The organism is Acinetobacter gerneri DSM 14967 = CIP 107464 = MTCC 9824 (assembly GCF_000368565.1).
Taxonomy (GTDB): domain Bacteria; phylum Pseudomonadota; class Gammaproteobacteria; order Pseudomonadales; family Moraxellaceae; genus Acinetobacter; species Acinetobacter gerneri.
Genome location: NZ_KB849543.1, coordinates 177,160 through 191,487 on the forward strand (window position 1 = coordinate 177,160; position 14,328 = coordinate 191,487).

The following is a 14,328-nucleotide window of genomic DNA, read 5'->3' on the forward strand; positions in this document are numbered from 1 at the left end:
TTCGTTTTCATGTAAATATCCTTATACAAGATCCGAGAGATGAAGCATTAGAAAAAGAATGTTGCATCGAGTGAATAACTGAATTGATCGTCATAACGACCGTGAATTAGAGGTGGGGCATAATTGCCGTCTGCACCATATGGTTTGGCATGTCCGCTATACCAGTCGTAACGAATTTCAGGGCGAAGTCGTAAATACGGCACAGGTTGCCAAGAAATGTTGCTGGTCAAAGCACGATAGCTACCTGAAAATGGCAACAACACATGCACACCATCCGTATCAAAATATTCACCGCGAATAGCTGCTGATACTTTTGGATTAAATTTATGTAAATAGCTCAAGTCGATACCCGACCATGAGGCATTTTTCCCGCCTGTTTTAGGGGTGCCATAAGGGATTTGATTGAATACATCAGCCAAAAGTGATTTTTCTTGATGACCATAAGAGGCTTCTGCGATCAGCGTATTTTTTTCATCAAGATGATGCGTAAGCGTCAAATAACTTTGATAACGCTTTAGTGAATTGTCATGTGCGAGTGTTGAATCGCTTGGAATAGGCGAGCCACAAGCACAGTCAGACACCGAGTCATCCGCGCTATTTCCATAAATATTTTCAAAATCAATCCACGTTTTAAAATCAGCACTACGCCATCGCAGGTTGCCGATGACATCCCAATTGTTGTTGATATCTTGAAGGCTGTTATAGCCTTTGGCTAAACCCAATTCATAAGAGAGTTTGGTGCTATTGGGTTGATTGAAAATATAACTGCTCCAAAGCGCACCCGCATGTTTGGCTGGTCCGTGGATAAAGCTATAGGTATGTGTATAAAAATCGGTTGGGGCAGGACTAGGTAGGGCAAAACCAATTTCGTTGGCAAGCGGGGTATGAAATAGACCCAGCATCAAATTGCTGCCACCGAGATATGGAAAATACAACTCGACATAGGCTTGAGTGAGCGTGGAATAATAATCGGTATTGCCGAAGTTACCGACTTTGTTGCCACCCCAGTCATCATCCAAGCCATAAGTACGGAAGAAAAAATTGTCCGCCCCGTACATCGCCGTGATATTAAACCCCCAATCGAAGCGATCAGATTTTTCGACAGGGATAGGACCCACACGACTAATCAAATTACTTTTGACCTTTTTCTCGATCATGATCCCCATCTGATCGAGGGTAAAACCACTTTCTCGACGAAAAACAGTTGCGGGAGTGAGCTGATCGCCATGATTGCTATCCGCAACACTGGCCTGCGCCCAACCTGAAACTGTGATGCCATAATCGTTTTGATTGAGATCTTTAAATAACCATTCTTGAGCAGGTTGTTCTGCATGGCACATCGAAGTAAAGACAACAAACTGACTTACAGCGATTGCGCGTTTTAAGGTAATCTTGTTCATACGTTTCTCGGTGGACGACCTTGTCCGATGAGTGAATTGTTATTTTGTTCGTTTGGCGAACATTGTTTGTATATCGCACAATTTCTATTCAAGATTAAAGGAGAGACTGTGTCAAGCCATGATAATGACAAGGATTTTGTTTTATCCCTCGAAAAGGGCTTAGCAATAATCCAAATTTATAATGAAATGAATAAAAAAATGACATTATCTGAGACAGCAGAATTACTCGGTATTACCCGTGCAACTTCACGTCGTTTTCTAAAAACATTAACTGTATTGGGGTATATGCAAACTGATGATAAATATTATTGGTTGAGTCCGAAAGTATTAGAATTGAGTCGGGTATTTAATCCAGAAAAGCAAAAAGATAATATCTTTGAAAATATGGTTAAAAAGCTCAGTTTATATACTGGAGAAACTTGTTCAATTAATGTGCGACAAGCTGAAAATAGTGTATGCATTCAGTCATTTTTAAGTGAACGGCTGATGAATATTCATATCCAAAAAGGTGATCAAACGCCGCTATGGTTGAGTGCATCTGGGCGGGTGTTTTTGGCACAGTTGAACAGTGATGAACTAAATAATTATCTGAAAAATATAGAATATAAGAATTATTCCGAATTTACAGTAAAAGATGAAAATTCACTTATATTTAAAATCCAGCAAGTCAAAAATCAAGGTTATTGTTTTTTAGATCAAGAATATGAAAAATCTTTAGTTTCTTTGGCTGTGCCTTTAAAAGATCAAAAGCAAAATATTATTGCCTCAATGTGTATTTATGGTGCAGATAGTCGTTTTTCTCAAAATGAAATTTCAAAATATTTGGAAATGATGTTGGTTATGGCAGAAGATTTTAAAAATAAATATCCGAGTTAATATCATTATTTTGAGTATTAAATAAAAAGATTATTTTAAAATATATTGAGTTTAGCCTTTATTATTCATTAAATTCAAAATAATAATATTTGAGAAAATAATACCAAAAAAAGATTGTATGGAAAAAACGAACAGTCTTGTCGAAAATTCTAGCATTGTCTTAGGGCATGGCATGGCTTAAGTTTTAGTTATGTCATGAAGACAAACAAGGAAATGTAATGAATACATATACAACAAAATTCGGAAGCTTGGACAATTTCGAAAAAGGCTCGATCCAATTGATCCAAGGTAAAGCATCACATTATGTTTTTTCAAATGTGTTTGAAGTTGCAAGTCAGGCAGCACCTTACGACAAAACAGTCGTGGGTATCAATCAAAAATACGTAATCGAATCTATTCGAGCAGAAGGAACTTCAGCTTGGTTTACATGTTCTCATGATGAGTTTGTGGTTTCGATGGACAGTGAAGTTCGTGTGGAATTTTTAAAACTTGAACAAGCCATCGATACTTCTATCGAAGGTAGTCAGCTTGCTGGGGAGCAACCTGACGGTAAACCAATGGGTTATGTGGTACTCAAACAAGGACATCAAGCAATTTTACCTGTCGGTACGGCTTATCGTTTCAGTAGCCAAAAGCCAGCGACATTGATTATGCACACGATAAAAGGACCGCTTTCGATTGAGAAATGGTCTGATATTTGCTTGAAATAATAGGAGATTTAGGATGAACTCTGTTAAAAATACATTTGCAAGTGAGCAAGTCGAAATCGTTGCTAAAGATGATCTGACTGGATATATCACTTTTAAACTCGGTAACTTTATTTTCAGTCGTGATGAATATTTTGCCAAAGTCACTTGGACAGCGAAAGGTAGCGAACATTCACATTTAATGTCAGCAGATGCTTTTTTACGTGCTGTGATGCGTGATGTGGCTTGGGGCTTTTTCTACGGCTGGGTGAACTTCGATCACGTGATTGGTACACAAAACCATTATGGTAGCGTGGATATGTATGCAGGGACCTTTAATGGTGTACTGAGTGCAGCAGGCGTTGATTACGTCGAAAACTTTGAAACACCAAAAATCATGGCAACATTTAAAGCAATTTTACATGATTGGGTAAATGAAGGTTTTGATCCATTTGCAGCACCAGAAGAAACAGGTAGCGCATTTGGTCGTAAAAATGGTGAAAATATCGAAGCGATTGATCGTTATCGTATTGCCACTAAACGTATGCCAGGTATGGAAGGCGATTCACCATTACGTGAAGACCTACCTGTTAACCGCCAATTCCTCGATGTGCCTCAAGATGAGCCATTAGTTCACTGCGAACCGGGTTTTGAAGGTCAACTCAGCGCATTCAATTTATTTAAATATATGTCGCGTTCTGATGTGACATGGAACCCTTCAGTGACTTCTGTATGTAAAGCCAGCCTTTTCTGCCCAACCACTGAAGAATATATCTTGCCGATTTTCCATGGCAATGACCGTGTTGAATGGTTTATGCAAATTTCTGATGAAATCACATGGGATATTGCAGACAAAAATGACGGTAGTCCATTTGCACGTATCATTATGAAAGCAGGCGATATTTGCGCAATGCCAGCCGATATTCGTCACCAAGGTTATTCAACAAAACGTTCAATGTTATTGGTTTGGGAAAATGCGACACCTGATTTACCAGAAAAATATGCTTCTGGCGAATTACCACCATATCCAGTGTCGTTCTAAAGATATTTTCTCGGGCTAAGCAGCTTAGCCCAATTCAACAGGGTGAGAAAAATGAATACGCAATTACGTGTAGATGGGGCAGCTGTGCCTGAACAAAAGACTTCTGATTTGACAAAAATGAATACACAACTTTTTATAAATGGTCAGTTTGTAGATGCAAAAAATGGTACAACCATTGATGTACTCAATCCGGCCAATGGTGAACTCATCACAAAAATCGCCGCAGCAGAAGCAGAAGATGTAGATATCGCTGTTGCAGCAGCACAAAAAGCATTTCCAGCATGGGCTGAAACGCCTGCGGCAGAACGTGGTCGTTTACTATTAAAACTTGCTGATTTGATCGAAGAAAACTTAGAAGAGCTAGCGCAACTTGAATCATTGGATACAGGGCATCCGATCAAAGATTCACGTCGTTTAGATGTACCGCGTACAGCAGCATGTTTTCGTTATTTTGGTGGAATGGCTGACAAAATCGAAGGTAGTGTTATTCCTGTAGAACAAGGCTTTTTGAACTATACAACTCGTGAACCGATTGGTGTGGTAGGTCAAATCGTACCTTGGAATTTCCCATTGATGTTTACCAGTTGGAAACTCGGACCTGCACTTGCAGCAGGTAATGTCGTGGTAATGAAACCTTCAGAAATCACACCATTATCGACTTTAAAAATTGCTGAATTGATCAAAAAAGCGGGTTTCCCTGATGGTGTAGTTAACATTGTACCGGGCTATGGACATACTGCAGGACAACGTCTAGCGGATCATCCAGAAGTAGGCAAAATTTCATTTACAGGTTCGACGCAAACTGGACGAAATATCGTCAATGCATCTTCTGGCAACTTAAAGCGTGTTCAACTTGAACTTGGCGGTAAAGGTGCAAACATCGTTTTTGAAGATGCCAACCTCGAAGCAGCCGTAAATGGTGCAGCATGGGCGATTTTCCATAACCAAGGTCAAGCATGTATTGCGGGTTCACGTTTGGTTTTACATGAAAAAATTGCAGATCAATTTTTAGAAAAATTTATTGGCTTGGCTAAATCAATCCGTTTAGGCAATCCACTTGATCCAAATACTGAAATGGGGCCACTAACTTCAGAAGCGCATCGTGACAAAGTATTGGCTTATGCAAAAATTGCTGAAGAACAAGGTGGCAAAGTTTTATTGGGCGGCACAGCTCCACAAGATGAAAGTCTGAAAAATGGTTACTATGTTTTACCAACCATTGTTGAAGCAAAAGTAGATGATCGCGTGGCTCAAGAAGAAGTTTTCGGACCATTTGTAACTGTGATTCGCTTTAAAGATGATGCTGAAGCCTTAGCGATTGCTAACGGTACAGAGTACGGCTTAGGCAGTGGTTTATGGACCAATAACCTACAACGTGCACATTTATTTGCGAAAAAGATCAAAGCGGGTATGTGCTGGATCAATAGCTATAAACGTGTCAATCCGGGTAGCCCATTTGGTGGTGTAGGCAAATCAGGCTATGGTCGAGAAATGGGCTTTGAAGCAATCCATGACTATACAGAAGTAAAATCTGTTTGGGTCAATGTCGATGCACAAGTTCCTCCTCATTTCCAAAGAGGTGAATGAGATGCAAGATTTTCATTATAAAGCTTTGCCGATCAATGTTTATTTTGGAAATGGCGAATCGAAAAAGACCAAAAGTATTTTGGCGGAAAATGGTTATTCTTCAGTTCTCGTGATCACCACTCCAGAACAGAAAGAAACAGGTTTAAACATGGCGAAGCAACTCGGTGAGTTGGTGACAGATGTTTATCCTCATGCGGTGATGCATGTCCCTGTGAGTGTTGCAGACGAAGCTGTTGAATATGCCACCACTAAAAATATCGATTGTTGTTTGGCTTTAGGCGGTGGTTCAACCATCGGCCTAGCCAAAGCCATTGCATTGAAAACAGGTATTCCCATCGTTGCGATTCCGACGACCTATGCTGGCAGTGAGATGACCACGGTATATGGTTTAACTGAAAATAATCTCAAAAAAACTGGCAAAGACATAAAAGTCTTACCGAAAGTAGTGATTTATGATCCAGAGCTCAGTCTGACTTTACCTGCTGATATTTCAGCAAGTTCAGGTATGAATGCGATGGCACATGCTGTAGAAGCACTTTATGCACAGGATAAAAATCCGATCATTAGCATGATGGCTGTCGAATCGATTAAGGCACTGAGTCAGGCTTTGCCAAAGATTGTCAAAAACTCACAAGATATCGAAGCACGTAAACAAGCGACTTATGGTGCTTGGCTGGCAGGCATTTGCTTAGGTTCAGTGGGTATGGCGATTCACCATAAACTATGTCATACCTTGGGTGGTACATATAACTTGCCACATGCTCAGGCGCATGCGATCACCTTGGCGTATTCAGCGCACTATAATCGCAATGCCGATATCGAAGCGATGGACAAGCTTGCTCAGGCACTCGGTGGGCAAAGTCATGAACAAGTAGGGCAGTTGATTTATAAACTCAATCAACAACTGGGTATTCCATTGTCCTTAAAAGAAATTGGATTGCCTGAGGATGGACCAAGTGAAGTCGCACGAATCACCTGTGAAAGTCCGTATTACAACCCGAGAAGTTATGAGCGGTCTGAGTTAGAAGCATTACTACAGTTGGCTTATCAAGGCTTAGAACCCAAATAAGCGATTTAATCAAAAAAGGAATTTTGATATGCATGACGTGACCACAAGCGCAATAAAAAGTTTTGAAAACATCAGCGATGCGCGCCCGAAAATGCTGATCCAAAAACTGGTCAAAGCCATCCATGAATATATTGATGACGTTGAATTGACTCAGCAAGAATGGGAAATGGCGATTGATTTCTTGACACGAACAGGGCAACTTTGCCATGAGCAGCGTCAAGAATACATCCTGCTTTCAGATGTACTGGGCGTGTCGATGCTGGTGGATGAAATCAATCACAGCAAAAATCATGAGCAAACCCCAAGTACTGTTTTTGGACCATTTTTTATTGCAAATATGCCTGTGCGTCACTATGCAGATAGCATTATTGAAGAAAAAGTTGGCGATGAAATGCCACTTTTAGTCAAAGGGAAAATCTTCAACCAACAGGGTGAAGCGATCAAAAATGCCAAAATTGAAGTTTGGCAAACTGCTGAAAATGGCATGTATTCGGGACAAGATCCTGATCAGCCTGTAGCGAACTTGCGTGGTGCATTTATGAGCCAAGAAAATGGTGAATATGCATTTAAATCTATACTTCCAGTGAGCTATCAGATTCCTTCAGATGGAACAGTTGGCGAATTACTCAATTATTCAAAACGTCATTTTTGGCGACCAGCCCATATTCATTTCATGATCATTGCTGAAGGTTATCAACCCTTGGTGACGCATTTATTTATCCAAAATGATGAATATTTACAAGGTGATGCTGTTTTTGGCGTGAAAGACCGTTTGATCGTTGGGTTTGAACAAAAACAAGCAGATGCGACCAGCAAACAGCAGTTTGGCTTAGATGAAAGCTTCAATTTGATTGAATATGATTTTGTTCTTTCGAAAGGAGAATGAGCATGGATAATCGTATCAAATTATGTGAAATAGACTCATTTTCCGATCGAGATGTATTGAAAGTAGAGCATCCGTTTCAGTCTGAAAAAACGGTCGTGATCATCAAAAAAAATGGTCAATATTATAGTTATGAAAATGTCTGCCCACATTTTTCGGTACAACTTGATTATCGTTCTGGTCAATTTTCTATTTATAAAAACGAAGTGATTATGTGTGCACACCATTCTGCACTTTTTGATATCGAAACTGGGCTTTGTATTGATGGACCATGTAAAGGACAACATTTGGTCAAAATTGATCATGAATTGATTGGTCAACAACTCTTTATGAAATAAGTATTTTAAACTTTTGATTGTTCAAAAAAAGTGAACACAGCGTTTAATAAAGCAATATTTTTCAAGTCGAAATGATCGGCTATTTTAAGCATGTCGAGGACGACATTTTTTCATAAAAATTAAGGGAATATCTACGATGAAAAAGATTGCGTGGGCACTCTTTGTGCCGAGTTTATTGCTCAATCTATCTGCCCAAGCAGCTGAGGTGAAACGCCCCAATGTATTGGTGATTGTAGCCGATGATTTGGGTTTTTCTGATACAGAGCCATTTGGTAGTGAGATTAAAACTCCAAACCTTCAGAAACTGGCAAAAGATGGAGCCGTATTAACCAATTTTCATGCAGGACCGACATGTTCAGTGACACGTTCTATGTTGCTCACTGGAAATGATAGTCATCAAGCTGGTTTAGGGACGATGGCTGAGTATTTGCAACCTGAACAACGAGGCAAGGTCGGCTATGAGGGTAAACTCAATCAACAAGTGATGACTTTGCCAGAAATCTTGCATACAAGAGGTTATGCTTCATTTATGTCTGGAAAATGGCATTTGGGTGCAACTGATGATAGCAACCCGAAAGCACGTGGCTTTGATCGCTCATTTAGCTTAATGCCGGGGGGAGCAAGTCATATGGATGCAAGCCCAATGTTCCCGGGCAATTATAAAGCACGCTATATGGAAGATGGTAAAGATGTGACTCTGCCAAAAGACTTTTATTCAAGTGATTATTACACCGATAAAATGCTGTCATATCTCAAAAATGACCGCAAAAAAGATCAACCTTTCTTTGCTTATTTGGCCTATACCGCACCGCACTGGCCACTACAAGCACCAGATGAATTTTTACAGAAATATAAAAACTCCTATCAAGAGGGATATGAATACATTCGTAAAAATCGTTTAGCGAAACAAATTGCTTTAGGCATCATGCCGAAAGGAACCCAAGCCAACAATCCGATTGCGAATGAGTTTCCATCTTGGGAGCAACTGACACCTGCGCAAAAAGCGGATCAGATTAAAACCATGCAAGTGTATGCAGCGATGATTGATAGTCTGGATTACAACATTGGTCGCGTGATTAATTATTTGAAAGATACTGGAGAATTGGACAATACTTTCATCTTATTTATGTCTGATAATGGCGCAGAATCTGCAACTCCAGAGTCACTTGGAACCAATGATGATAAAAATGGTATCCGTGAATGGGTCAATGCCAATTTTGACAATAGCTTAGAAAATATGGGCAAAAAAGGGTCTTATGTCAATTTAGGTCCACAGTGGGCGCAAGTTGCCTCTACACCATTGCCTTATTTTAAAAGCTTTGTCGCCAATGGCGGAATCCATGTGCCAGCGATTGTACGTTATCCAAAATTGGTCAATGCAGGCAAAATTAAGACAGATGTGATTCATGTTAAAGATTTTGTGCCAAGCGTATTGGAATTAACTCAATCACCTAGACCTCACACGTTTAATGGTCATGCGATATTGCCGCTCGAAGGGCGTTCATTTTTACCAGTCTTTAAAAATCAGACTTTGCCAGAGAGATCACTGGGGTGGGAATTTAATACGCGTCGTGCCTTGTATCGTGGCGATTGGACATTACAAATGCAAGCTCCGCCATATGGAACAGGCAGTTGGGAGTTATATAATCGTAAAAATGACCCAAGTTATTTGCACAATGTCGCTGCTCAAAATCCTAAAAAAGTTCAAGAGTTGGCAAAAGAATGGGATCAATATGCACAGCATGTGGGCGTAGTTGAAGCACCTGTACGTTATAAATATGGTCAGATGAACTGTTTTTATGATACCTGCATAGAGCCTGATTTTTTAAAGAAAATGCGGGATTAATCCATAAAATAATTTGATAAAAAGAGCGAAATGATTTCGCTCTTTTTTATTTGATCGGTGTCGATTGATAAGAGATCAATTTATACTGACCTTGATGATCGACCCAATATGAAATAGTTCGATTGTGCATTTGGCGTTGTTCATCAAAATATCTAAGTCCAGAACGATATTCACCTAAAGTCACAATCCCTTGATTTACATTCATAATCTGTTGGATATCATGTTCGATATCCGTATATAAATAGACTTGATTACACAGTTTTTGATAATAATCATGCAGTGAATCGACTTTGCCACTGCTATGCACATAGATCAGATCAGGATGGCACAGCGATTTAAAAAGATCATAATCTTGTTGCATCAAGGCTTGGCTTTTTTGTCGTTCTAAATCCAAAATAAATAAATTATCCATATCAATCATCCAGTATTTTTCACACTATTTTAAGAGTAAAAATAGCGCTGAATTGTTGATTATTAACGAACAAAAAATTCATTCGAGTGCTTATTGATAATTTCGGATTTTTTCGGAAAGAAAACCATTTTTGATCAAACGTTCATCCCATTCAGGAATAATCGACAATCGTTCAATTAAAAAGTCCAATAAACTTCTAATTTTTGAAATATTTTTGGAGTTAGATGGAAATACAGCTCTTAAACCATAATTTGAAAGTGGATAGTCTTTTAACAGCGGAACGAGATCACCCGCCAAAATATCCTCATGAATCACTAAAGTTGGCAAACAAACTATCGCGCCATCATTAAGTGCAAAATCACGCAATAAATGGATAGATGAAGACAATACTTTGGCATTGATATTGATTTCTTGGAAATTCTCAGCAAATAAAAATTGAAGTTTATTACGTGAAGGATAGCCAGAGTAATATCCTAAAATATATTGGTTCAAATCATTTGGATGCTTGGGATAACCATGTTTTTCGATATAAGCAGGTGTTGCGCAGACAATTCGATTGACATTGAATAGCTTCCTTTCTACTAAGGTTTCACCACTTGGTGGAAACATTTGAAATACGATATCAAAACCTTCTGAGATCGGATCAATGATTTTATCGTTGACCACGATATCCATCTCAATTTCAGGATATTTTTCTAAAAATAATGTGAGATATTTCCCAAAATACCCAATCGCAAAACCGGGTGCCATGTGGATACGTAAGCGACCTTGCAATGTCGATTTTGAATTTGCCATCTGATCAGCCAATTGTTCAAATTTATTAATCAATTCGGCGCATTCTTTGTAGTAACTTTGACCAGTATCTGAGAGGCGAACGGAGCGGGTACTACGGAAAAATAAAGGGGCATCGACAAATTTTTCGAGCTGTTGAATTCTTGAGGTAATGACTGAGCGAGTAACGCCGAGCTGTTCTGCAGCTTTGATAAAACTACCACTTTCAGCAACCCTTACAAAAGCCTCCATACATTGTAATTTGTCCATGTTTTTTCCCTATGATTTTACTTTCTATTTTTTCTTATTATTCAATTTTTTCTAAAGATTGCATAGGGTTAAATCTTACAGAAACAGCGTATTTTAGTTATTTTTAGCTTATTTTTAGCTTATTTTAGGATATAGGCATATTTTTGCTGCAATTTTTAGAAATACTATATTTTTCAAGTATTTTGAAATCATAGAGAACTTATATTTTATATTTGGATATCACATGACTTTGTATTATTCAAATATAGATCAGCGCGATTTTTATCAAAAAAAATAGAAGCAAAAGTGCTTCTATTTTTTGATCCAAACAGGAGTTTAGTTGGTTGCAGCAATCACCGAAATTTCAATTAACCAATCTGGATTGACCAAATCAGCTTGAATTGTAGCGCGTGCAGGCGTACCAAAACCGTTCATCCACTCAACCCAGAGTGCATTGATGGTTTGAAAATCCTCTAGATTTTTTACAAATAATTGTGCTGAAAGCAACTTCGATTTATCAGAACCTGCCAATGCAAGAAGTTGTTCAATTTTGCCAAAAACTTGTTGTGTTTGTCCTGCGACATCAAGTTGAGTATCGTCAGGAACTTGACCTGATAAATATGCAACTTGATTGAAAACAGTCACACCGCTCATGACTTGATTGCTGTTTAAACGCTGGATTTCTGATTGACTCATATTCAATTTCCTTTTGGATTTTGGGATGTTATATATTTTTGGTGATCATTTTTTTAAATAATCACCTTGAGATGATTGTCTTAAAATTATTGCTCGATTTGGAAGTTAACTCGTTGTGTTACACCACACATCAGTTCATAGCCAATCGTTTCTGAGCCTGCTGCGACTTCATCGATAGGCAGTATTTCACCTGTGCTTGCCTGTCCCCAGAGTACAACTTCACTGCCAATCTCGACATGATGAATATCAGTTAAATCAACAGCAAGCATATCCATACTGACACGACCCAGTAGTCTAGTTCTTTGTCCATTGACCAGCACAGGTGTACCTGTTTTGGAAATACGCTGATAACCATCAGCATAGCCACAAGCGACAATGCCAATCTTTATGTCATTTTCTGCAACAAACTTCGAGCCATAACCCACACTTTCTGACTGTTTAACCTGTTGAATTGCAATAATTTCACTACGCAAACTCATGCTTGGTTGCAGATCCCAGTCTCGGATATGATGTGCTGGAAAATCAGGTGAACTGCCATAAAGTAAAATACCAGCACGAACCAGATCAGACTGTACATGATCACTATGTCTTAAAATTGCAGCACTATTACTTAATGAACGTGGGCCGGGAAGATCTTTAACCGTTTGATTAAACACTTCAAGTTGGGCAGTGATGCCATCCTGACCAAATCGAGTACCATCCGCATCTGAAAAATGCATGGTATGAGTAATCGAATGCACATGAGTTAATTGTTTAAGTATTTGCCAAGCTTGTTGATATTGTTCAGGTTTAAATCCTAAACGATTCATTCCACTGTTCATTTTCAAGAAAATGTCAAATTGAGCAGTCGTTTTAAAATCTTTTAACCATTCTAATTGATGCGGACTATGTATGCTGAAACTTAAATTGTATTGGGCGCAGTCATATAGATCTTGTGGAGAAAAAATTCCCTCAAGTAATAAAATTGCACCTGTCCAGCCGAGGGCACGGATGCGTTTTGCTTCATCGAGATCAAGCAGGGCAAAACCATCAGCAGATTGAAAGGCAGGATAAACTCGTTCAATACCATGCCCATAAGCATTGGCTTTGACGACAGCAAAGACTTGGCTTGCAGGCAAGGTTTTACGAACAATTGCTAAATTATGTGCTAAGGCTTTTTGATGAATAATCGCGTGAATAGGACGTGGCATAGATACATCCTATTTTTAAGCAGCATAACGTTGCAAAGATAAACCTTCGGTGCTGATATCAGTCGTATGATTGAGCACGATATCACTAATCAATTTTCCTGAGCCACATGCCATCGTCCATCCCAAAGTACCGTGACCAGTGTTGAGGAATAGATTTTTGAAACGTGTACCACCTATAATCGGTGTGCTGTCTGGAGTCATCGGTCTTAAACCTGTCCAGAAACTTGCTTGTGCCAAATCACCGCCCGGGAATAGATCTTTAGTCACCATTTCCAAGGTTGCACGACGATTGTCTTTGAGTCCGAGATTGAAACCACTCAACTCAGCCATACCACCGACACGGATACGATTGTCGAAACGGGTGATCGCGATTTTATACGTTTCATCCAAGACGGTTGATTGTGGTGCAAAGTTTGCATCAACGATTGGAATGGTTAATGAATAGCCTTTAACTGGATAAACAGGCAAATCTAATTCTAATGGTTTTAAGAAATCACGTGAATAACTACCAAAAGCCAATACATAACGGTCAGCAGTAACGATTTCACCATCAACCAATACGCCTTTGATTTCATCACCTTCAGTAATCAAGTTTTGAACATTTTTGTTGAATTGGAAATCCACACCCAAATTTGCTGCCAACTTTGCTAAGGCATTGGTAAATAAATAACAATCACCTGTTTCATCATTGGGTAAATGTAAACCGCCAACCAATTTATCTTTGGCATGTTCAAGTGCAGGTTCGACTTTGCTTAAATCATCTTTGTAAAGCAATTCATAGTCCACGCCACATTCTTTCAATACTTCGATGTCACGTTGCACCATTTCAAGTTGTGCATCACTTCTAAACAATTGTAGCGTGCCTTTAGAGCGTTCTTCATAATGAATATCGGTATCTTTACGCAATTCACGTAAACAATCACGGCTGTATTCTGCAACACGTGTCATACGTTCTTTATTAATTGCATAACTTTGCGGATTGCAATTTTTCAGCATTTGCGCCATCCATTGCAATTGCCACATACTGCCATCGATATTGATTGCAAGGGGTGCATGATGTTGGAACATCCATTTTACTGCTTTAAATGGAATACCGGGAGCTGCCCACGGGGTAGAATAACCAGGCGATACTTGTCCAGCATTACCAAAACTTGTTTCTTCTGCAGGACCTGATTGACGGTCTATGACGGTGACTTCCGCACCTTGTTTAGCTAAAAAATATGCGCTGGCAACACCAATAACACCACTACCTAAAACTAGTACACGCATGTTAAATCCCTTTA

Annotated in this window: 14 protein-coding genes; 8 read left to right on the forward strand and 6 right to left on the reverse strand. The window is 39.1% G+C overall.

The genetic code is table 11. From position 1 onward, the window contains the following. Nucleotides 1-47: 47 nt before the first annotated feature. On the reverse strand, nt 48-1,400 hold the full coding sequence (locus F960_RS09210; protein WP_004863099.1) for an outer membrane beta-barrel protein: 1,353 nt from the start codon (nt 1,398-1,400) through the stop codon (nt 48-50). A 27-nt stretch (nt 1,401-1,427) separates the two neighbouring features. Here F960_RS09210 and F960_RS09215 point away from each other — a divergent pair, with 27 nt between their 5' ends. The 8 genes from F960_RS09215 to F960_RS09250 all read left to right on the forward strand — a co-directional run bounded on the left by F960_RS09215 (nt 1,428) and on the right by F960_RS09250 (nt 9,727). Next, on the forward strand, nt 1,428-2,276 hold the full coding sequence (locus F960_RS09215) for an IclR family transcriptional regulator domain-containing protein (protein ID WP_004863102.1): 849 nt from the start codon (nt 1,428-1,430) through the stop codon (nt 2,274-2,276). Between the two features lie 218 nt (nt 2,277-2,494). Continuing rightward, nucleotides 2,495-2,986 (forward strand): cupin domain-containing protein, encoded by a 492-nt coding sequence (locus tag F960_RS09220; RefSeq protein WP_004863106.1) that lies wholly within the window; start codon nt 2,495-2,497, stop codon nt 2,984-2,986. A 13-nt stretch (nt 2,987-2,999) separates the two neighbouring features. Then, nucleotides 3,000-4,004 (forward strand): hypothetical protein, encoded by a 1,005-nt coding sequence (locus F960_RS09225; RefSeq protein WP_004863108.1) that lies wholly within the window; start codon nt 3,000-3,002, stop codon nt 4,002-4,004. 51 nt (nt 4,005-4,055) lie between these two features. Further along, the gene (locus F960_RS09230; RefSeq protein ID WP_004863111.1) at nt 4,056-5,591 is read left to right on the forward strand and encodes an aldehyde dehydrogenase family protein; all 1,536 of its coding nucleotides are present in this window, start codon (nt 4,056-4,058) and stop codon (nt 5,589-5,591) included. 1 nt (nt 5,592) lies between these two features. Next, on the forward strand, nt 5,593-6,660 hold the full coding sequence (locus F960_RS09235) for a maleylacetate reductase (RefSeq protein WP_004863114.1): 1,068 nt from the start codon (nt 5,593-5,595) through the stop codon (nt 6,658-6,660). 28 nt (nt 6,661-6,688) lie between these two features. Then, on the forward strand, nt 6,689-7,546 hold the full coding sequence (locus tag F960_RS09240; RefSeq protein WP_004863116.1) for a dioxygenase family protein: 858 nt from the start codon (nt 6,689-6,691) through the stop codon (nt 7,544-7,546). A gap of 2 nt (nt 7,547-7,548) precedes the next feature. Next, on the forward strand, nt 7,549-7,881 hold the full coding sequence (locus F960_RS09245) for a Rieske (2Fe-2S) protein (protein ID WP_004863119.1): 333 nt from the start codon (nt 7,549-7,551) through the stop codon (nt 7,879-7,881). Between the two features lie 136 nt (nt 7,882-8,017). Beyond that, nucleotides 8,018-9,727, forward strand: coding sequence for an arylsulfatase (locus tag F960_RS09250; RefSeq protein ID WP_004863123.1), 1,710 nt, complete (start codon nt 8,018-8,020; stop codon nt 9,725-9,727). Nucleotides 9,728-9,773: 46 nt separating this feature from the next. On the opposite strand, the gene F960_RS21525 is transcribed toward F960_RS09250, so the two are convergent. From F960_RS21525 to F960_RS09275, 5 genes are all read right to left on the reverse strand, one after another. Then, nucleotides 9,774-10,139, reverse strand: coding sequence for a nuclear transport factor 2 family protein (locus tag F960_RS21525; protein WP_004863126.1), 366 nt, complete (start codon nt 10,137-10,139; stop codon nt 9,774-9,776). A 90-nt stretch (nt 10,140-10,229) separates the two neighbouring features. After that, complete coding sequence (locus F960_RS09260; RefSeq protein WP_004863129.1) at nt 10,230-11,180, reverse strand: LysR family transcriptional regulator; 951 nt, start codon at nt 11,178-11,180, stop codon at nt 10,230-10,232. A 315-nt stretch (nt 11,181-11,495) separates the two neighbouring features. Further along, nucleotides 11,496-11,855 carry a RidA family protein gene (locus tag F960_RS09265; RefSeq protein ID WP_004863132.1) on the reverse strand — a complete coding sequence of 120 codons (360 nt, stop codon included), beginning with the start codon at nt 11,853-11,855 and terminating at the stop codon, nt 11,496-11,498. 86 nt (nt 11,856-11,941) lie between these two features. After that, nucleotides 11,942-13,045 (reverse strand): alanine racemase, encoded by a 1,104-nt coding sequence (alr, locus tag F960_RS09270; RefSeq protein WP_004863136.1) that lies wholly within the window; start codon nt 13,043-13,045, stop codon nt 11,942-11,944. Between the two features lie 15 nt (nt 13,046-13,060). Continuing rightward, the gene (locus F960_RS09275) at nt 13,061-14,314 is read right to left on the reverse strand and encodes a D-amino acid dehydrogenase (protein ID WP_004863139.1); all 1,254 of its coding nucleotides are present in this window, start codon (nt 14,312-14,314) and stop codon (nt 13,061-13,063) included. Nucleotides 14,315-14,328: the final 14 nt, after the last annotated feature.

Excerpts from the sequence above, each read along its gene's own strand:
- F960_RS09210 (WP_004863099.1), bottom strand. The coding sequence starts at position 1,400 with ATGAACAAGATTACCTTAAAACGCGCAATCGCTGTAAGTCAGTTTGTT.
- F960_RS09215 (WP_004863102.1), top strand. The coding sequence starts at position 1,428 with ATGAGTGAATTGTTATTTTGTTCGTTTGGCGAACATTGTTTGTATATC.
- F960_RS09220 (WP_004863106.1), top strand. The coding sequence starts at position 2,495 with ATGAATACATATACAACAAAATTCGGAAGCTTGGACAATTTCGAAAAA.
- F960_RS09225 (WP_004863108.1), top strand. The coding sequence starts at position 3,000 with ATGAACTCTGTTAAAAATACATTTGCAAGTGAGCAAGTCGAAATCGTT.
- F960_RS09230 (WP_004863111.1), top strand. The coding sequence starts at position 4,056 with ATGAATACGCAATTACGTGTAGATGGGGCAGCTGTGCCTGAACAAAAG.
- F960_RS09235 (WP_004863114.1), top strand. The coding sequence starts at position 5,593 with ATGCAAGATTTTCATTATAAAGCTTTGCCGATCAATGTTTATTTTGGA.
- F960_RS09240 (WP_004863116.1), top strand. The coding sequence starts at position 6,689 with ATGCATGACGTGACCACAAGCGCAATAAAAAGTTTTGAAAACATCAGC.
- F960_RS09245 (WP_004863119.1), top strand. The coding sequence starts at position 7,549 with ATGGATAATCGTATCAAATTATGTGAAATAGACTCATTTTCCGATCGA.
- F960_RS09250 (WP_004863123.1), top strand. The coding sequence starts at position 8,018 with ATGAAAAAGATTGCGTGGGCACTCTTTGTGCCGAGTTTATTGCTCAAT.
- F960_RS21525 (WP_004863126.1), bottom strand. The coding sequence starts at position 10,139 with ATGGATAATTTATTTATTTTGGATTTAGAACGACAAAAAAGCCAAGCC.
- F960_RS09260 (WP_004863129.1), bottom strand. The coding sequence starts at position 11,180 with ATGGACAAATTACAATGTATGGAGGCTTTTGTAAGGGTTGCTGAAAGT.
- F960_RS09265 (WP_004863132.1), bottom strand. The coding sequence starts at position 11,855 with ATGAGTCAATCAGAAATCCAGCGTTTAAACAGCAATCAAGTCATGAGC.
- alr (WP_004863136.1), bottom strand. The coding sequence starts at position 13,045 with ATGCCACGTCCTATTCACGCGATTATTCATCAAAAAGCCTTAGCACAT.
- F960_RS09275 (WP_004863139.1), bottom strand. The coding sequence starts at position 14,314 with ATGCGTGTACTAGTTTTAGGTAGTGGTGTTATTGGTGTTGCCAGCGCA.